We start from the raw sequence: 20,424 nt of genomic DNA, 5'->3' as shown, positions 1-20,424 counted from the left end.
GAAAATAAAAATTATAGTTTTGTGAAAAATAATAAAATAAAAATATGTTAAAAACTTCGAAATTCTTAAGCCTTTATATAGTACTAATGCTCTGTTTCAGAATGAACTTTGCAATAGATGCCCCAGTTCTGGTCTCGCCGTTTAACTCTTCACTTACATGGGCAGGTGTAATGTTAGATTGGAATGCTGTTGCAGGAGCCAGCTACTATCAACTCCAGATTGATTCAGTTACCAGCTTCAATTCTCCATTTCTGTTCGATACACTTGAGGCATCATTAGGTACAGCAAATACTTGGGGTGACACCGAACATTTCGTCGATGATTTGTTCTTTGGTGAAACCTATTACTGGCGAGTTCGGACACTTTCCGCAACAGATACCTCTGCGTGGTCTTCAAATATGGCTTTCATTACAAGAAATTATGTCAATTTATCGTTGCCCTTCTCGGGAACTTATAATTTCACAGGAATATTATTAGACTGGAATGCTCACGAGGGAGTTGATAATTACGATTTTGAATTAGATACAAGCCCAAATTTTAATTCAGTAGCACTTGTCCAGGGTAGCACTGCATATTTAAGCTATTTGAATAATTTTTCTGATAGCGAAGAATTTATTGAGAACTTATATTTTGGAAAAACCTACTATTGGAGAGTAAGAGCCAGAAATTTAGTTGATACATCGGGTTGGTCAATTGCGTGGAATTTCAACACATACGATTATGTTACTCTCTATGAACCAGTCAATGGGAGCCTTGTTTATGCTGGCATTACACTCGATTGGTTTGCATTCGATGGAATTGAGCTTTATCAATTTGCTGTTGATACTACTCCAAACTTTAATTCTGGTGCCTATCAAACAGGAATCGATACTTTTCAATTTTTTCTGAACAATAATTCCGATACCGAAGAATTTGTAGATGATTTATTTTTTGGGAAACAGCATTTTTGGCGAGTTCGGGCTATAAATGCAGTTGATACATCAAGCTGGTCGGCTACAAGAAATTTTACCACAAAAGACGAAATGTTTTTAAGCAGTCCAGCAAATAATTCGTTTTCTTTCACAGGAACAACTATAGATTGGGATGCATATAGTGGTGTCGATTTTTATGATTTTCAAATAGATACAAGCTCTCAATTTAATACCTCTGCCATTTTCATTGGGACTACATCTTACATTAATCAATTCAGCAGCAATCAAGATACAGAATACTATCTTTTCAATTTGTTTTTTGGCAAAAAATATTTTTGGCGTGTCAGAGCACGCAATGCAGTAGATACAACAGTTTGGTCTGATATCTGGAGTTTTACAATTCACGATACATTATTTATGAATGCTCCAATTTCATTTTCAAGTACTTTTACTTCAACTACCATCGATTGGGATGCTCACACTGGTGTGAATTATTACGATTATCAAATAGATACTTCCATAAATTTTAATTCGCCAATATTTTACGAAGGCATAAACGATTACATAAATTCAAGTAGCTTAAATATTGATACAGAAAAATATTTAGAAAATTTGTATTTCGGCGAATATTATTATTGGCGAATTAGAGCACGAAATGATGAAGACACAACAAAATGGACAACTCCCTGGAATTTTTATACTCTTCAACAAGTAGGTTTGTACAGTCCGCAAAACGAAGCTCTAAATCAAGATCTTGCCGGCATTACTTTAGATTGGTGGGCTCACGAGGGAGCAAATTTTTATTATTTAGAAGTTGATACAAGCAATGCTTTTAATACTCCATTTTTAATTCAGGAAACCATACCTTATCTATATGCAAGTAACGACAGCTCTGATACCGAATACTTTACCGGACCTCTCGCTGCAAACCGATTTTATTTTTGGCGCGTAAGAATGAGTAATACCATTGATACTGCTATTTGGGAAACAAGATGGTTCAGTACTGGAAATCAAATGCTTGAATTACCAATCCCTCCAGTTTTAGTTTCTCCACTTCTTAGCGAAATTGAGGTAGATATCGACCCACAATTAGATTGGACTGACATAAATGGAGCCACAGGATACCATTTCCAAATAAGCACAAATCCTGATTTGACAAATGCAACAGAACAATTTAGCCCTGTTTCATTTGCCGATATTTTAAACTTAAATTTTAATACAACATATTATTGGAGAGTTCGCACATATGATGGTAATTTTGTTTCCGACTGGACATATACAAGTCATTTCACGACAAGTGAGGTAGGGCTGGCAGCACCATTTTTGACAAGTCCGCCAAATCTAAGTATAAATCTACCAACAAACAATGTCATGCTGCAATGGCACCCTGTTGCAGATAGCGAAGACTACTATATTCAATACACAACTGATTCAAATTTTGTAAGTATGGTTTATACTCAAAATACCAGCGATACTTTTTTGCTGATTGGCGGTTTAGATTTTGAAACTGACTATTTCTGGCACGTAAAAGCTGTTTCTTCTGTAATTACAAATAGCTCGTGGTGCGATTCATGGAAATTTACAACTATGAATGATGTGAGTGTCAATGAAAATTTATACAACGATTATCTTACAGTTTATCCGAATCCAACTTCCAATTTTCTAAATATTCAGTCAAATAATTTTTCTACTCTTGAAGGAATTCAGGTTTTTGATGTCTTTGGAAAGAAAATATTTGAGGAATACAATATCGATAAATACCTGCATACTATCAATTTAAATAATCTAAAAAGTGGGATTTATTTTTTGAATATTATTGTTGGCGATAAAATATACACCAGAAAAATTGTTCTTACAAAATAGAAAATTCCAAAGTTTTTGCAAAATATAAGTTAACTAAAGTTATAAAAAAAAGCCGTACATGCTTATGTACGGCTTTAATTTTGGGTCAATAATTAAATTGCTTATTAATGGAATGATGAGGTATAGCTGTTTAACTTTCTTACACTACTGCTAAAAGTAAAACCGCTATTTACGATGTAGTAATTTTGTTTATCTAAAGTGTATGCGTATGCAAATTTTGCTAATTCTAATTTCTTTGAATCGAAACTAAATAATTTCATCAGTTCGAGAACTTGTTGAGAACTAACTCTGTGAGAGGCAATTGCTTGTTGGGCAACTATCAATTTTTCATCATCAAAGCTTGTGCGAACAATCGTATGTTTCAAGTTTTGAAAACTGCGTGATGAAATTCCTGCCGGTACAACATGTTGTCCATGACTGTTTATTGCTGTGTTGTGCTTACCATGGTTGTTTATTGCAACATTTCCATGAACCACCACAGGTGTAACACTAACTATTGGATCTATATCAACAATTGAGAGTTTCTGATGTCTTTGAACTGTTGCTTTCACTTTTGAGCTTGCCGGAATGTTTATATAACCATTGTATATTGTACGTGTATGAGAACCACCTCGTCGTTTATGAACTTTTCTTTTAACAATTATATGGTGTTTTCCCGGAAGAAGATTTTCGATATTATATATGCTTTGTGGTTTTGAATATGATTTATTATCAATTATTAATGAAAATTTTTCTCCGTTCCATGTTTTTATGTTTAATTTCGATCTGCCGGATGTTGTATATGCCAACAAAGAAAAACTTAGTAAAAAACTTACTGCTAATGTTAAAAATGTGCGTTTCATGATTTATCCTCCTCAGTTAATTAAAATAATTGATGACTTGTTTCCAAGATGTGTGCCAAAAATCAAATATTATAAATTACAATTTGAAATATCTTCTTAACATATTATGTATCTAACATTTAAGTTATGATATAAATTCAATCTTTTCATTTATTAAACAATTATTTGCTAATATCACCTAAAACAATTTTAATTTTATATCTTTGAAAAAGTAAAATATTTATTAGTTTCTTGCCGTTTGGAATTGAATTATTAATTAAATAAACACAATAATGGACAATTATTTTTTGAAAGTAAAAAACTACCTTATAGAATTAGAATACGAAATAGTTTCGGAAAACATTGACGATTCAGTTTTTGTAATACAAAAAGAAGAAGATGGCATTAAAAATTTGATGATTGCTTGCGATGATCCTATTTTGATAATAGAGCAATACCTATTTGATGTTGAATCTGAAAATTGCGATACATATAAAAAACTACTTCAAATAAACAGGAATATCGTTCATGGAGCATTCGTAATCGACGAATCGGGCAAAAAAATCATTTTTCGCGATACACTTCAATTAGAAAATCTTGACATAAACGAAATTCAAGGCTCATTAAATTCATTAGTTTTACTTTTGAGCGAATACACAGATGAAATGTTAAATTTTTCAAGACAATAAGCCATACGAATTATATAATATTATTAAAATTTAAATAAATAGAAATGAATTTTTTCCAAAGATTATTTAAGATGGGTGAAGCAGAAGCCCATGCAGCAATTGATAAGCTCGAAAACCCAATTCGGTTGACAGAGCAAGGAATACGCGATTTGAAAAACGACCTCGACAAAAGTCTTCAAGCATTGGCAGAAGTCAAAGCAATGTCAATAAGATCGAAAAACGAAGCTTCAAGCTATAAAAACAAAGCTGCCGACTACGAAAAAAAGGCAATGTTAGTTTTAAAAAGAGCTCAAGAAGGAAAAATTGAACCTGCCGAAGCCGACAGATTAGCAAGCGAAGCTCTGTTGAAAAAAGAAGAAGCCGCAAAGCAGGGAACTACTGCTGAAGCCAACTCAAAGAATTTTGAACAAAATATTTCTCAGATTGATGCAAATGTTAAAAAATTAAAGTCGAATATTTCGCATTACGAAAACGAACTAAAAACTCTGAAGGCAAGAGCAAAAGTTAGTGCTACTACCAAAAAACTCAATAAGCAAATGTCTCAGATTGATAGCGGTGGAACAATTTCAACCTTAGAACGAATGAAAGAAAAAGTGGAGCAAGATGAGGCATTGGCACAAGCTTATGGCGATATCTCAAACGAAAACAAAAGCCTCGACGACGAAATTGACTCTGTACTTTCAGACGATAAATCTATTGAAGCCTCCGATGCTCTTGCTGAACTAAAAGCAAAAATGAAAATTTAGCATTTCGGTATGTAAAAGAAAATCCCACAAATTCACAGATAATTTATCTATGAATTTGTGGTTTGTGCTTTCCGACAAAATGATAATTTGATTATTTAAAAAAAAGAAATATGGGAATTTTTGATGTGTTCAAAAAAAAAGAAAAAAAACCTGAGTACGATCCTACCAACATAAGTGTTTTAGACTTGCAAAAAGGTTTTGTTTTTGAATACGACCTTAAGACCTGGATAGTGAAAGCTGCTTACGATTACGATTGGGGAAACAATTTTTTTTCGAGAGAATATAAAATTGACGATGGCGAACAACAGTTTTTTCTTAGTGTAGAAAACGACGACGAAATTTCAATATCAATCAGTAAAAAAATAAAAATCAGAACCATCAGTGAAGATATTCCCGAATATATTTCTGAAAATGACAAACCTCCTAAATCGTTGATATATAAAAATATAAAGTATTTTCTTGACGGTGAAAATCCCGGATTTTTTAAGGATTGCGAGAATAAAACAGACGATTGGGCAGAAGTAATTTCCTGGACTTATTATGATGAAACAGACGAAAATATCCTAAATATTGAACAATGGGGAGACGATGATTTTGAATCTTCAGTAGGTACTGTAATTAAAGAATTTGAAATATCGAATATATTGCCCGGATAAATTCATACTTTTGACCATCGAAAAAACAAAATAAACTAAATATTTCCTTTTATAAAAAATAAAGAAATGAAAAATATTCATCTATCTTTCAGCCTATTACTGATAATAATCTTGATGTCGTGCAGCAGCAAGGAATTTGTAAAAAACCCTGTTGATGTTCTCGTAAGAGACTTGCCCAGCGATGCAGTTTTTTCAATAGTTTTATACGATATGGGTGTTGAAGGAACATTTGCAAAAACCTACAAACATCAATACCAAATAGTTACTGAAAAAAATGAAAATATTTCCGATACAAAAACCGATTGGATAGAAGTAGGCAAAGACTTCTTTTATCTTCACGAAAACAATATGGGGATGGAAATTATTTCGCGAAATGCTGATGGAAAACTTAACAAAACTGCAAGTCCGGCCGGCTATTCCAACTATGTTGGCAACGAAAAATACGGAAAATGGTCCGATAGAGGCGGCAGTAGTTTTTGGGAATTTTATGGAAAATATGCCATGCTTTCGAGTATGTTTCATATGATTTCTTATCCTGCCAACAGAACCCATTGGAACGACTATCATTCAAACTATTACGGAAGAAAATCGTACTATGGGCCCAGCTCGAACGGAAAATCGTACTATGGTACATATAGCGACAATAATACAAAATCGAGAAGTAATTCGAAATATACAAATAGCTCAAATTTCAGGAACAAAGTGCAAAGCAAAGTTTCGAGAAGTTCCAGTACGTCTAAAACAAGCAGATCTAGCTCAAGGTATAGCAGCTCAAGATCTCGCTCGCGAGGCGGCGGAAGTGGCAAATAATATTTATTTTTCAAGCTATTTTAACTATTAAAAAAATAACCAAATGACACATATCTTAGACCTAGCAATCACGACAGTAGTTTATCTTGCAAGTGGATTTATATTGTTTTTTATTGGCAAAATGGTTTACCAGCTATTTCATAGAAATATTAATATAAAAGACGAACTTGTACATAAAGACAATTTTGCATTTGCCATTTCACATACCGGATATTTTGTTGGTTTATTGTTGGCAATTGGAAGTGCAATAATTGGACCTTCGAATGGCTTACTCATCGATTTAGCAGATATTTTCATTTATGGCTTTATAGCAATTTTGCTTCTAAATATTTCTATAATAATCAACGATAAGATTATTCTACGGAAGTTTTCTGTAAGAAAAGAAATAATAGATGACCAAAATGCCGGTACAGGAGTTGTAGAAGCTGCAAATTCTATTGCTACAGGTCTAATAATTCTCGGAGCAGTTTCCGGAGAAGGTGGTGGTATTATGACAGCATTGGTTTTCTGGGCAATCGGTCAAATCGTGATTTTACTTATTAGTTTTGTTTACGATTTGATTACTCCATATAACATTCACGAACATATAGAAAAAGACAATGTAGCTGTTGGAATTGGATTTGCAGGGGCAATAATAGCAATCGGAAATCTTATTCGCTTTGCCCTAATGGACGATTTCGAAAGTTGGGCTACTACCCTGTCATTTGTAGGTATTGAGGTTTTAATTGGAATAATTCTATTACCAGTTGTAAGATTCTTAAGTGATAAAATTTTATTGCCCGGACAAAAACTTACTGACGAAATTATAAATCAGGAAAAACCAAATATCGGTGCTGCATTAATTGAAGCATTTTCATATATTGGCGGATCTGTTTTGTTGACTTGGTGTATGTAAATCAATTACAAATTTCTACCCAGCCCAATTTTCCCTATCCAAACTTCTATATTGTATTGCTTCCGCCAGATGGTCAGATAGAATATCTTCGTAACCTTCAAGGTCTGCTATAGTTCTCGAAACTTTCAAGATTCTATCATAAGCCCGAGCTGAAAGCCCTAATTTTTCCAGAGCATTTTTCAACAATGTTTTGCCTGTCTCATCTATTTCGCAATATTTTCTGATTTGTTTTGAACTCATCTGCGAATTTGAATGAACTTCCTTATTTTCTGCAAACCTCCTCTCCTGAGTTTCTCTTGCGGTTATCACCCTTTGCCTTATTTCTATGCTATTTTCAGACATTTTCGTTTCCGAAAGTTTTTTAAACGAAACAGGAATTACTTCAATATGAATATCTATCCTATCTAGCAAAGGTCCTGAAATTTTGTTCAAATATTTTTGGACAACTCCCGGCGAACAAACACAATTTTTTTCTGGATGATTATAATATCCGCAAGGACAGGGATTCATAGAAGAAACAAGCATAAAACTTGCTGGATATTCTACCGAAAATTTTGCTCGAGAAATGGTAATGACTCGGTCTTCCAGCGGCTGACGCATAACCTCCAAAACTGTACGCTTAAATTCGGGCAATTCATCTAAAAATAAAACGCCATTGTGAGCTAAGGAAATTTCTCCGGGCTGCGGAAATTGTCCGCCTCCAACAAGTGCAACATCAGAAATTGTGTGGTGTGGCGACCTGAAAGGACGACTTGTAATCAAAGAAGTTTCACGCGAAATTTTCCCTACAACCGAATGTATTTTTGTTGTTTCTAATGATTCATGCAAAGTCAGTGGAGGAATTATCGTAGGGATACGTTTTGCCAACATAGTTTTTCCGGCACCCGGAGGTCCTATCATAATTATATTGTGCCCTCCGGCGGCAGCAACTTCCAAAGCACGCTTCACATTTTCCTGACCTTTTACATCGGAAAAATCGAAATCGCAAATATTAATATTCTTATAAAACTCGTCGCGAGTATTAACCACAGTTGGCTCTAATTCAATTTCTTCATTGAAAAAATCAATTACTTCTTTGATATTATCAACACCATAAATCTCCAAATTATTGACTACGGCGGCTTCTTTTGCATTTTGATTTGGCAAAATAAATCCTTTGAAACCTTCTTCTCGTGCTTGAATTGCAATTGGCAATACTCCTTTTATTGGCTGCAAACTTCCGTCAAGAGAAAGCTCGCCCATAATTACATAATCCCCAACTTTTTCGGATTTTATTTGTTCAGATGCTGCCATAATACCAATAGCGAGAGGTAAATCGTAGGCAGAGCCTTCTTTGCGAATATCTGCAGGCGCCATGTTTATAACAACCTTTTTCCCAGGTATTTTATATCCGTTGGTACGTAAAGCTGAATCTATTCTTTGCTGGCTTTCTTTTACAGCACTATCAGGCAATCCGACAAGAAAAAAATTTATTCCCTGCGATACGTTCACCTCAATGGTAATAGTCGTGGCTGAAACTCCGTAAACAGCAGAACCGTATGCTTTTACTAACATTTTTTTTGTTTTAGTTCAACTTATCGGTTAATAATTTAATTTCATTAGCAGGCGATTTTTTTCGATAAATGATATTGTAAACAGCTTCTGTAATAGGCATTTCTACTTTATATTTTTCATTTATTTTTGATATACAATAAGTTGAATAATAGCCTTCTGCAATCATGTTCATTTCCAATTGGGCGGTCTTTACGGAATATCCCTGACCAATCATTGTTCCGAAAGTTCTATTCCTGCTGAATTTGGAATAAGCAGTAACAAGCAAGTCGCCAAGATAAGCAGAATCTTTGATGTCTCTCGTTATTGGGTGGACTGTATCAACGAAACGTTTGATTTCGCGAATGGCATTGGAAATCAGCACTGCTTGAAAATTGTCACCATAACGCAAACCATGACAAATTCCTGCGGCAATTGCAAAAATATTTTTCAAAACTGCTGAATATTCTGTGCCAAAAATATCGTCGGAGATGAGTGTTTTTATATATCTCGACTGCAATGAGCTGGCAATATATTTTGCATTGTCTTCACTTTGCGAAGCTATAGTTAGATACGACAAACGCTCAAGTGCAACCTCTTCAGCATGACAAGGGCCTGAGATTATTACCATTGAAGGCAATGGAATATCATATTTATTATTAAAAAAATCGCCAATTATCATATTTTCGTCCGGAACAATCCCTTTGATTGCTGATACAATAATTTTGTCTTCAATATTGATTTTTAGTTTACCAAGTGCCAGTTTCAAAAAAGCAGAAGGAATGGCAAAAATAAGAACATCAGATTTTTCTGCAATTTCGTTAATATCAGAAGAAAAATTGATTTTGCTAATTTCGAGGTAAGCAGAGCTTAAATATCTGGGATTTCTATGAAATCTTTTTATCGACTCTATCAGGTCTGGATTTCGCATAAACCAATTTACTTTTGATTCGTTATTCAAAAGCATTTTTACTATTGCGGTAGCCCAACTTCCGCCACCTAAGACTGCAATTTTTTTATTATGAGCTGTTTTCTCCATTTCTATTTTTTTTGAAATTTCAATTTGCAAGGCTTATGATAGAGTAAAAATCTTTCCCGGTAAAGCTTTTATAAGTCCTGCAAATTCTAGATTTAACAACAATGACGAAACCTTACTTATTTGCAATTTCGACATTCTGCTAATTGTATCTATTTCTAATTCTCCATTTTCTTTGAGCAAATCTAAAATAATAGTTTCGTTTTCAGACAATTCGTTGAATAATTTTTGTTGAATTGCATGTGAATTTCCCTTTTTCTTATTCCAATTTAATATATACTCAAGATCTTCAACATCTTCAATCAAAGCTGCTTTATTGCATTTTATCAATTTATTGCATCCCTTTGAATATGTATCATTTGTTCGCCCCGGAAAAGCAAAAACATCTCGAAAATACGAGTTTGCAATCTCTGCGGTTATTAAAGAGCCGCCTTTTACCGGAGATTCAACTACAATAGTCGCATCCGAAATTCCGGCAATAATTCGGTTTCGCTTTACAAAATTTACTCTTTCAGGCAACTGTTCGTGCAAAAATTCTGTAATAATTGCTCCATTTTCAAAAATATCGTTTAAATATTTTTTGTGCAATGCCGGATATATTGTATTCAATCCATGAGCTAAAACCGCCACTGTTGGCAATTTATTATTTATTGCAGCCTTATGTGCCGAAATGTCGATACCATAAGCAAAGCCACTTACAATTATTGGATTATGATTGTTTTCCCTGAGTTTTGTAACCAATTGGCTACAAACCTCTTTTCCACGCGAACTTGCTTTTCGAGTGCCAACTATACTTATTACTTTTTCTTGATTGAAATCGACATTTCCTTTCGAATACAAGATGATTGGAGCATCGTTGCATTGTTTCAGTCTGTTAGGATAATCTGCATCTAAATAAAAGAAGGCATTAATACCTTCTTTTTCAATAAACTTAGTTTCTTTTTCTGCTTGAATAAGAACGTTTTGTCTAACTATGCTGCGAGCTAAGATGGAACCTACTCCCGGAATCTTTTGTAAAACACTCTCCTTTTCTTTAAAAACTGCTTCGACACCTCCAATGTATGCAATCAATTTTTTTGCAATAACACTTCCTATTCCAGGAATTAAACTAATCCCAATTTTGTACTTTAGTAAATTAAGATCCATCATAAAGAAAATGCTAACATGCTATCTTATTTCTCAAAGCTATAGCTCAAACCTAAGCTAAACCACGATAAATTCTGGCGGCCTATTTCAGTAAATACTCCAAGATTTTTTGTAATTAAATATCTTACTCCAAGTTGTGGTGCCGCATAGAAATTTACTTCTGTATCTTTTTTGGTTGTTGGGAGAATATTATCATTTGGATATACGTATTCGTAATTTGTCCTTTCCAAATTAATAACTGCCCCTACCTTAATTGACAAATACAAATCTAATTTTTCAGGCAAGGAAGGAAGATTATATTCAGCAAGCCATGCTTTATAATGCAAATTCGCAACAATTCCTACCATGAAGTAATCAAATTTGTTGTAGCCTTTTACCATATATTGCAATCCACCATCATTAATATCTTTGGAGTATTCTTTATTACAGTAGCCCAAATATACACCATAGCTCAGTAAATTATCTAATTCTTCTATCTCAAAACCTTCTCCATAACCTTTTTCATATTGTATAAAAATTGGTGTTGAATAAGTAAATTTGTATGCATCTTTATTATATTCATCATCGTATTTTGGATAAAATCCAAGTGATGTTCCTAAACTGAAAATGCGGTCGCTACTTGATATTTGAGCATTCGCTTTATTACTGAAAACAAGACTTACTACTATAATAATTAATGCTAAAAATTGATTTTTCATTTTATAAATTTTTGTTTTAAAAGTTTGCTAAAATATGTAAAATATGTAAAATGTACAATTAGACTATATTCTGAATATTATTTGCTCTTGAAAAAAGTTGGGCTTACAGTAATCATCAAATAACTAAAAAGCGGATTAATAACATCTTCACCTTCAACATAAACTCCTTTAAACATTTCAAGAGTTTCGCCTGGTAGCGAATAGCAAAAACCGGCATTTAGTTTCACTGCCTTGCTAAATTTATGGATATAGGCAATGTCAATTTCGTTACTGAGCGCTTTATCATAGTTTTCCAGGCTCACAGTATTTAAAACATCTTTTGTTAAAGAAAAAGCATGAAAATCGGTTTTTACCGTAGATTTTTTGCTTATAGCATATTTGAAATGCACATAAATATCGGTCAAGCCGCCATTTTTAGTATGTGCATCGAACAATGTGAAATGGTTCATATTTCCGTTTAAACTAAATCTTGCACCATACAAATTGTCGAAAGTGTGGTCGGTATTAACATAATCTTCGTCGGTGTTTTCAGTATCGTGCCCCGAGTATATATCTATACCTCCTCCAAAAGTGAACTTGTCATAGGTGCCTAAAACTTTTGCAGCAATCAAATAAGCACTTACATCTTGGCCTGTTGGATTTTCACCCATTTGATAATACGCTGTAGCTGAGGCATTCACAATTTTATTTTTGAAAACAAAATTTCCTCCCATTGTTTCTGACAAATAAATTATTGAAGGATTTCCTTCTTTTTCGTATCCGCTGGCTACTGCAATCAGCGACAAGTGCATGGCTTTGTTGAATTTCTTTTTCAGATAAATAAAATTTAAGGTTTTCATTCGATTGTTATCAGAATAATATTCTTTTCTAACAGAGTTTGAACTTTTATTGTTGAAAGATAATCCCACATCTGCTTGAATTCCTTTTTTATTGAAGCTATACAGAAGTGCATCGTAGGTAAGTCCGTATTGACTCCAGTTTCTCCACGAAATTAGTCTTTGGTCATCGTACTTAAGTTCTTGTTTTCCAATTCTTAGCATAGAGTTTTCGAAAATCTTAAATTCGAACCATGCTTCGTAAACGTCCAGATTTTTAGCATCTTTTGCCCAGACTCCGCTTTTGTTATAAATATCTTCGTCTCCCCAAACCCTGATGTCCTGAAAAGATAAACGGGTCTTCATTTTCTCAGTTGAATAGTTAAAATTCAATCGAGTTCGCTGACTAATAAAAAACCCTGGGTCGTCAGCTTCTGTAGGTAAAACTTTGTACCCGTTTCCGAGTTCTGCTCTTGGGCGAAACTGTCCGCTCACTACAAATTGCGAAAACAAATCGGTAGTGCTGAAAATTAGAAACGAAACTAAAATTAAAAATACAATGTGTTTCATAATAGTAAAAATTAGTTTAAAATTTTATTAAGCGATTTAATTAAATATTCTTTTTGTTTTTGGTCTAAAATTGCAATGCTTACGGGCGGAAATTTAGCTATCCCTCTTTTCGTTTTTTGCGAAAAAATAATTTCTTCTCGCAGGTTGAAAAAAGATTTTTTCAATTCATACTTCGAAAGCGAGTTTTTTTTAATTTCTATTGAACTATGAACTAAAGTTGTAGGAATAATTTTGAAATATCTGAAAATTATAAAATCGCCTTCATCGGAATAATAAATAAATTGGTATGAGCGTATTGATACGAAAATATATGTAACAACAAATATTATTGTGATTGCCAATGGGGCATGATTGCTCACAAATATTCCCGAAAACCAGATAAACCCAAGTAGTGCCAATGCAGTAATTCCACCCAAAACAAATCCAAGTTTTATATTCGTTCCTCGTTTTCTTGTATCAATAATCATATTTTTTACTTTTTAAGGTTTTTCCTTCGCTGCATTTCGGTTTGTAGTAACTCAAGTTCTATACTGGTTTGTCCGGCAACCGAGGTATTTTCTTCGGCTCTTCGTAGCAAATATGGCATTACGAATTTTACTGGTCCGTACGGAACATATTTTGCAACATTATATCCTGCATCAGCCGAATTGAAACTGATATGGTCACTCATCCCATAAAGTTGTGCAAAATATATCCGTTTATCATTTTTCTGCAACGAATGTTCCTGCATCAATTCGCATAGATATTTCGAACTTTTTTCGTTATGGGTTCCATTAAAAATGGAAATTCTGTCTATGTTCTCTATTGAAAATTTTAGGGCTGCGTTGTAGTCATTATCTGTTGCTTCCTTGTTCGGCTGAATTGGATCTGAATAGTTCATTTTCTCGGCACGTAGCCTCTCCTTTTCCATATAGGCACCTCTGACAAATTTCATCCCCAGAAAATAATTTCCTTCAATGGATTTTTGCAAAGAAGTTTTCAGAAATTCAAGTCTATCGTGCCTATACATTTGCAAGGTATTGAAAACTATGGCTTTTTCTTTATTGAATTTCTCCATCATTTCTGTTACAACTTCATCAACAAAATTTTGAAACCAGGAATCCTCAGCATCAATAAGTATTGGAATATCGGAATCAAAAGCAGTTTGGCACAAAATATTTACTCGTTTTCTGAAATTTTCTGCTTCTTCTTTTTCTTCTGAATTGAGATGATCGGTCAGGCTAGCTCTTTCTAAAATTGCAGCCCTGGCAAATGCAGTGGGCTTAAAAACAGCGAAAGGTATATTTTTATCTTTGCCTGCATTTTTTATCGACATAATTGTTTCATCCAAAGCCTTCTGAATGTCAGCGGAACTTTCTTTTCCTTCTACAGAATAATCCAGAATTGCCCGGACTTTATATTTTTCGAGTAAACCTACTGTTTTGCTACATTCCTCGATACTTTCGCCACCTACAAAATGTTCATAAATTGTAGGTTTAATAATCCAATTAATAGGAAATTTAATGCTAATTGCAATATTTGTTAATAATGTACCTGCCTTACTTAAAAAAGTATTAGATAGCGTTTTAAACAAAAAATACGCTCTTTTTAGGTCTTTGTCAGATTTGCTTATAAATGCAATTTTTGTGTTATTGAACATAATCAAAATATTTTTTCAAAGATATAAAGAATAGAATTTCTATTTATTATTTTTTTGAAAATTGACAATCAAAGATATGAAATAGGTGTTTGTACATTTAGAAACTATCCAAAATCCAGACCTGACAGGTTTTCAAAACCTGTCAGGTCTTGTGCAAAGATGAATATTATTTTATTAATACAAGTTTAGTTTGTATCTCAAATTTATCAGAATTTAATAAAATATTATAAACTCCATCAGAATTTGTTGACAAGTCAATTTGATGTTCCTGCCAACCTTTTAATAGGTCTAATTTATTCTGATAAAAAACATTTTGGCCATTGATATTGAAAATATCCACAGAACAATAATCATCATCAGGTGCAAATATTTTTAAATTAAATATTCCTGTTCCGGGATTTGGATATAGAATTAATATAAAATCGTTGGAAACAATAATTTCATCGTTTTCAGGAATTGCAGAAATATCCAATATATATATGGAATCGGAAGTGGAGCAAGCGAGACTATCGAAAACTTGCAAAGAAAACCAGCCTGTATCACTCACAACTGTTTGATTCGTTGTTTCGCCGTTTTCCCAAAGATATGAAATCCAGCCAGAGTCAGCCATAAGTTCGATATAGCCTGAATACATTCCAAGTGTATCGACAGGAAAACTAAATTGCGGATTGCTAACAAAAAGTTCCATAGTATCGGAAAAAAATCCGCAAGCGTTTTCTATATTCACCCAATAAATTCCTGAATCGGAAACGAAAATTTCTGAGCTTGTTTCTCCTGTTGACCAGTTTGCAATTGATGATTGATAATTGTTAATTGATAATTGGAGGCTGTCGCTGTGGCAAATTATGGTGTCGTTGCCGAGATTTAATTCCAAAGGGAAATCTAAATTCAGATTGATTGAATCGGAAAAAATTCCGCAGGCATTTTCAATTTGCACCCAATAATTTCCTGAATCCTGAACAAAAATTTCTGGGACAGTATCTCCTGTTGACCAGTTTGCAAATGATGATTGATTATTGGCTATGGATAATTGGAGGCTGTCGCTTGCGCAAATTGTAGTGTCGTTTCCGAGATTTACTTCTATAGGAAAATCCAAATTCAGATTGATTGTATCGGAAAAAATTCCACAAGCATTTTCAACTTCTACCCAATAATTTCCTGAATCTTGTACAAAAATTTCTAATCCAGTTTCTCCAGTTGACCAGTTTGCAATAAAAAATAAAAAATTATCAATAGACAATTGAAGGCTGTCGCTGTTGCAAATTGTAGTATCATTCCCAAGATTAATTTCCAAAGGGATATGAAATTCGACCGAAATGCTATCAGTAGCTGAGCCGCATTGATTTTCAACAATTACCCAATAATTGTTTGTTGTCCAAACTGTTACTGCGCTATCGTAGAAAACATCCATCCATGAATAGATGGATTGTGGATTTGTAGCATCTAAAATCAAGCTGTCGCCGATACAAAGTATTGTATCATTTCCGAGATTTACTACCGGTGGATTTAAATCATTTACCAAAATTGAATCTGAATATGTTCCACAAATATTTGAAACTGAAAGAATGTATTCGCCTGAATTGCTTACAAAAATCTGCTCAGTTGTCTCAAATGATGGCAACCAAAAATAATCAGTATTCAAAAAACTTCCTCCAAAAAGGTTTACAGAATCATCAAGGCAAAGAAAAACATCAGAACCCAAATGAGGATTTAAAGGATATTCATAATCCACATTTATAGAATCGTAATCATAGCAGCCTGCATAATAAACACTTACAAAATACAAACCGGCTTGATTTGCAAAAATGCTGTCGGTGCTTTCGCCAGTTGACCAAAGAAGGCTGTCGGCATATTGAAAAGTTGGAGATAAAATTAAAGGATTTGAAATACAGTCATTTAAATCGACTCCAAGTTCAGAATTAATTTCAGCATACTGAACCTGAACAGTATCAATACTACCGCAAATTCCATCGAAATTTGTTACAATTGGCCAGTAAGTGCCATTTTGCGAAATTTGGATTGTGTCGGAAAAAATGCTGTCGTATGAGAGACTGCTAAGCCAAACAAACTCGCACAAACTATCTGATACAGAAACTTCAAGCTCTGCACCCTGACATAGCATCGTGTCGATATTCAAATTAATATTAACCTTTGGCAGAACTTTCAGAAGTTTAGTTAGCTCATCAAGATTACCGTTGCGGTAGCGTTTAAGGGTTATTGGATAATTTCCGGCAAGCGAAAATTTATAAAAAATAGTATCCTGATTTGGAAAACTAAAATTTCCAAGTGTAGGATCACTAAAATCCCAGCATATAGAATCAAAACCTTGATTTGTTTTGGTGTAAATCATAGTAGAATCTTCAAAACAGGCATTTTCGAAAAGGATATTAAAATCGAGAAATGGTGTAAAAAAGTCTGGGAAAAGTTGAATTGGACCAGTTCCAGGCCAACCATTGGGAAAAACAATACCATCAGGTGTCCAATTGCAGTTTGTCCCTAATAGATTAGGATTGCTAATAACCGGAACCTCCCAACTTACTACATCGACATATATTTTCATATCGGAAGCCAACTGAAATTGTGGGCCAGTTGGAGGATCTGATGATTGCAAATAAGATGAGACAATAGTCATTGAATTTTGAATATCAGTTTCACTTCCTGTACCTGCCATTAAATCAAGCTGATATACATGTTTAGTTACATTTGGTAGAGTACATCCGCTGAGAAAGCATTTATAAAGTTGTCCGATATACAATAGTGTGCCGTTTGGCGAAAACTCAAGACAAAATGGTCTGTCTATATTTATGGTTCTTGGATTTGAAACTATACCTGTTTCTTTATCATAATCGAATATTTCAACAGCATTTAGTCCATTGCTACTCATAGCAATATGATTGCCTCCCGGTGATATCTTCATTTTACCAACCGAAGCACTATTCCATAAATCGACCACTGCAGTATCTTGCTGGATTAGCCCTACATTGCTTATTACCGGCGTAGTTGTTATAAATGGAGAAGCTCCAGGAATTTGTTCTGTAATCAGAACTGAACGAAAAGAATTGCTGTTCCAATCGTGAGCAATTAGCCAAATGTCTTTTTGGTTGGAATGATAGGTTGTGGCAATTTTGGGAACTAAATTTGTTCCAAAGGATTCATTGTAAACATTCCCCCCGGAACCACTGTTTAAGGACATATCTACTTGATAGATTTTTAATCCAGTTAAACCTGCATATAAAGTTGTAATAATATAAAACCTAGTTGAGTTACCAGGAGACGGGATAATAATTGTGGAACCCCACCAATGACCATTCGGATATCCTAAATATTGAAGTTGCCCATTCCAAACAGATTCCGCATTTGTATAAAGAATTAAATTGCCTTCTTTATCACTAATTGTAGATGCACAGCCACCAGATTCAAAAAAATCGGGCTGCCATTGGATATTGTTTGGTGGGCTATATGGAATTGGCCCACTATCTGTAAAGATTACCCAATTGTCGTACATCCCAAAAATCCAGTTTGCAGTTTCTTTTTGGGCGAAGGTGTTTGGTTGTAAAAATAGAAATAGTATAAGTAAGTATGAAGAACCAATTATATATTTTGTTTTACTAAGCATTATACGATATTTCATTACAAAATTGACAATCAAAGATATGAAATAGTTGTGAATGATTTAGGAACTTTACGAAAGTTTGACCAAAAAGTCCTTAAAACTTTTGGGGCTGACAGTATGGGTGTTAAAAACAGGATAGTTTATTTATTTACAAACACTTAGCTTTTTGGGAAGCTTTCAGAAAATTATATTTAAAAGAAAAATGTATTTTTGTACAAGTATTGAAAATGTTTATATTTATTAATTAATTTTATTTAGATGAAAAAATTAGTTCTATTACTTTTAGTTTCAGTAATTTACCTAAGTGTAAATGCTAGCGACACTTTGCTTACAAAATATACAAATCGTGCAAAAGAGATTTGCAAAAAATATGTAGGTTCCGATATTGTAAAAATGAGAAAATTGCAAAAAAGTACTCAGGCATACGCTGTGGGTGATTCAACAAGTTTCTGGAAATGGGATTTAAGCGGTATGCCACCGCAAAATATTTTGGTTTCTGCCACTTGTAGAGCTGTGGGCGACCGTTCATATGTTTTTGTTGCCGACGACGATTGGCTTACAGAAATGACACAGGACGATGTTGATACTATTATGCACTATCTCGAAAATGCAACATTCAGCTCTTCGACTATGGGAATTGTTGAAATGGATGAGACAAACTTTGGGCCTATCCCCGATGTTTTAGATAGCGACCCAAAAGTTATATTTTTCTTTTCGTCAATTGCTTCATTTATGGGAACTGTTTTCGACGGATATTTTTCCTCATTTAATCAAATTACGGAAGCAGAAGCCATGACTTATGGTGAGCATAGCAACGAATGTGAAATGTTATATCTGAATTGCGACAAAAATCAGGTTGATCCTGTGGGACCTGCAATGTTGTCGGTTATGGCTCACGAATTAGAGCATTTAATTCATTTCGAAATAGATCCTTATGAAGAATCATGGGTTGACGAAGGTTGTGCAGAATATGCAATGGTTTTGTTCGGGCATCCTGATCCTCTAACTGGTTTTCCGCAAAACCCCGGCAATGGACTAACTGTTTGGGATAGCGAATTTGCTGATTATGTTCAGACACAGCTTTTCTTTACATATCTTTCCGAACAATTTGGAGGAGCAGCATTTATCAAACAAATTGTTTCGGAAACTACAACAAGCATTCAAGGAATTGAAGATGCTCTTGTTTCATCGGGTTTTCAGATAAATTTCGACAGTGTGTTTTTGAATTGGACAATTGCCAATTTCTTAGACGATACCAGCCTTTCGAGCGGGCAATACGGATACGAATATTTCGACCTTCCACAATTTAGTATTGAAGCCTCTCCAAATGCTTTTCCTGTTGATGAAACTGAAATGATGTATCCATATGGATGTCATTATTATGATTTACCTCTTGTTTTTGATACAATTGATATGGAAGTTTTATACGATTACGGAACATGGAATATTGTATTGCTGGCTTTTGAAAACGATACTTTAGAAGAAGTAATTTCATCAAATTGGCAAGACATGGTTTCGTTTAAGCAACCAACTGATTACGTATTGTCTCGTTTGGTTCTGTGCGTATCTTGCAACGATATGTCTCATGACGATTATGAATATTTCATTTTTGGAAACGATATTGACATTTCTTCCATTGAAATAAATATTATTAAGAATATTGAACTTTCGAGTTTTCCAAATCCATTTAACGAGCTGCTCACAATTGAGGTAGAAAATTCAAAAAATACCGAAGCTTCTGTCGAGCTATTTAATATTTCGGGGCAAAAAGTTCAAACAATTTTTAATGGAAATATACCTGCCGGAAAAAATAGTTTTGAATGGAATGCCGAGAATTTAAGTTCAGGAATTTATTTTATCCGACTAAAATCTGAGGATTATTATATTGAAAGAAAGTGTGTTTTGCAAAATAGGTAGATTTTAGCTGTTAGTCCTTAGCCAATTGCTTTTAGCCAAAAGACAATAGCTAAGGGCTAACAGACAAAT

The 20,424-nt window shown here is 33.9% G+C and carries 16 protein-coding genes; 7 read left to right on the top strand and 9 right to left on the bottom strand.

Annotated features, from left to right (window positions below):
• Positions 1–101 precede the first annotated feature (101 nt).
• Positions 102–2,774 (top strand): T9SS type A sorting domain-containing protein, encoded by a 2,673-nt coding sequence (locus tag HN894_03955; GenBank protein MBT7142469.1) that lies wholly within the window; start codon positions 102–104, stop codon positions 2,772–2,774.
• A 104-nt stretch (positions 2,775–2,878) separates the two neighbouring features.
• Here the strand turns inward: HN894_03955 and HN894_03950 are convergent, their stop codons facing one another.
• Entirely contained in the window at positions 2,879–3,616 is a 738-nt protein-coding gene (locus tag HN894_03950; GenBank protein MBT7142468.1) for a DUF4476 domain-containing protein, read from the bottom strand.
• Between the two features lie 272 nt (positions 3,617–3,888).
• Here HN894_03950 and HN894_03945 point away from each other — a divergent pair, with 272 nt between their 5' ends.
• The 5 genes from HN894_03945 (at position 3,889) to HN894_03925 (ending at position 7,391) form a co-directional block, all read left to right on the top strand.
• Entirely contained in the window at positions 3,889–4,284 is a 396-nt protein-coding gene (locus tag HN894_03945) for a molecular chaperone Tir (protein MBT7142467.1), read from the top strand.
• Positions 4,285–4,328: 44 nt separating this feature from the next.
• Complete coding sequence (locus HN894_03940) at positions 4,329–5,030, top strand: PspA/IM30 family protein (protein ID MBT7142466.1); 702 nt, start codon at positions 4,329–4,331, stop codon at positions 5,028–5,030.
• 110 nt (positions 5,031–5,140) lie between these two features.
• Entirely contained in the window at positions 5,141–5,686 is a 546-nt protein-coding gene (locus HN894_03935; GenBank protein MBT7142465.1) for a DUF4178 domain-containing protein, read from the top strand.
• Positions 5,687–5,752: 66 nt separating this feature from the next.
• The gene (locus HN894_03930; protein ID MBT7142464.1) at positions 5,753–6,496 is read left to right on the top strand and encodes a hypothetical protein; all 744 of its coding nucleotides are present in this window, start codon (positions 5,753–5,755) and stop codon (positions 6,494–6,496) included.
• Positions 6,497–6,539: 43 nt separating this feature from the next.
• A complete protein-coding gene (locus HN894_03925) occupies positions 6,540–7,391 on the top strand; it encodes a DUF350 domain-containing protein (protein MBT7142463.1) in 852 nt (283 codons plus the stop codon).
• A gap of 15 nt (positions 7,392–7,406) precedes the next feature.
• On the opposite strand, the gene HN894_03920 is transcribed toward HN894_03925, so the two are convergent.
• The 8 genes from HN894_03920 to HN894_03885 all read right to left on the bottom strand — a co-directional run bounded on the left by HN894_03920 (position 7,407) and on the right by HN894_03885 (position 18,441).
• On the bottom strand, positions 7,407–8,945 hold the full coding sequence (locus HN894_03920) for a YifB family Mg chelatase-like AAA ATPase (protein MBT7142462.1): 1,539 nt from the start codon (positions 8,943–8,945) through the stop codon (positions 7,407–7,409).
• Positions 8,946–8,955: 10 nt separating this feature from the next.
• The gene (locus tag HN894_03915) at positions 8,956–9,960 is read right to left on the bottom strand and encodes an NAD(P)H-dependent glycerol-3-phosphate dehydrogenase (protein ID MBT7142461.1); all 1,005 of its coding nucleotides are present in this window, start codon (positions 9,958–9,960) and stop codon (positions 8,956–8,958) included.
• 33 nt (positions 9,961–9,993) lie between these two features.
• A complete protein-coding gene (gene dprA / locus HN894_03910) occupies positions 9,994–11,103 on the bottom strand; it encodes a DNA-protecting protein DprA (protein ID MBT7142460.1) in 1,110 nt (369 codons plus the stop codon).
• 26 nt (positions 11,104–11,129) lie between these two features.
• Entirely contained in the window at positions 11,130–11,801 is a 672-nt protein-coding gene (locus tag HN894_03905) for a hypothetical protein (GenBank protein MBT7142459.1), read from the bottom strand.
• A 77-nt stretch (positions 11,802–11,878) separates the two neighbouring features.
• Complete coding sequence (locus HN894_03900; GenBank protein MBT7142458.1) at positions 11,879–13,186, bottom strand: alginate export family protein; 1,308 nt, start codon at positions 13,184–13,186, stop codon at positions 11,879–11,881.
• Between the two features lie 11 nt (positions 13,187–13,197).
• Entirely contained in the window at positions 13,198–13,653 is a 456-nt protein-coding gene (locus HN894_03895) for a hypothetical protein (GenBank protein ID MBT7142457.1), read from the bottom strand.
• A gap of 5 nt (positions 13,654–13,658) precedes the next feature.
• On the bottom strand, positions 13,659–14,825 hold the full coding sequence (locus HN894_03890; GenBank protein MBT7142456.1) for a proline dehydrogenase: 1,167 nt from the start codon (positions 14,823–14,825) through the stop codon (positions 13,659–13,661).
• A 166-nt stretch (positions 14,826–14,991) separates the two neighbouring features.
• Entirely contained in the window at positions 14,992–18,441 is a 3,450-nt protein-coding gene (locus tag HN894_03885) for a T9SS type A sorting domain-containing protein (GenBank protein MBT7142455.1), read from the bottom strand.
• A 255-nt stretch (positions 18,442–18,696) separates the two neighbouring features.
• Between HN894_03885 and HN894_03880 the strand changes: the two genes are divergently transcribed.
• Complete coding sequence (locus HN894_03880) at positions 18,697–20,355, top strand: T9SS type A sorting domain-containing protein (protein ID MBT7142454.1); 1,659 nt, start codon at positions 18,697–18,699, stop codon at positions 20,353–20,355.
• The last annotated feature ends 69 nt before the right edge of the window (positions 20,356–20,424 follow it).

The organism is Bacteroidota bacterium, from assembly GCA_018692315.1.
In the GTDB taxonomy this organism is placed as follows: Bacteria; Bacteroidota; Bacteroidia; order Bacteroidales; family JABHKC01; genus JABHKC01.
The sequence above is the reverse complement of the archived record's forward strand: the minus strand, read 5'-3'. Positions and strand labels throughout refer to the sequence as shown.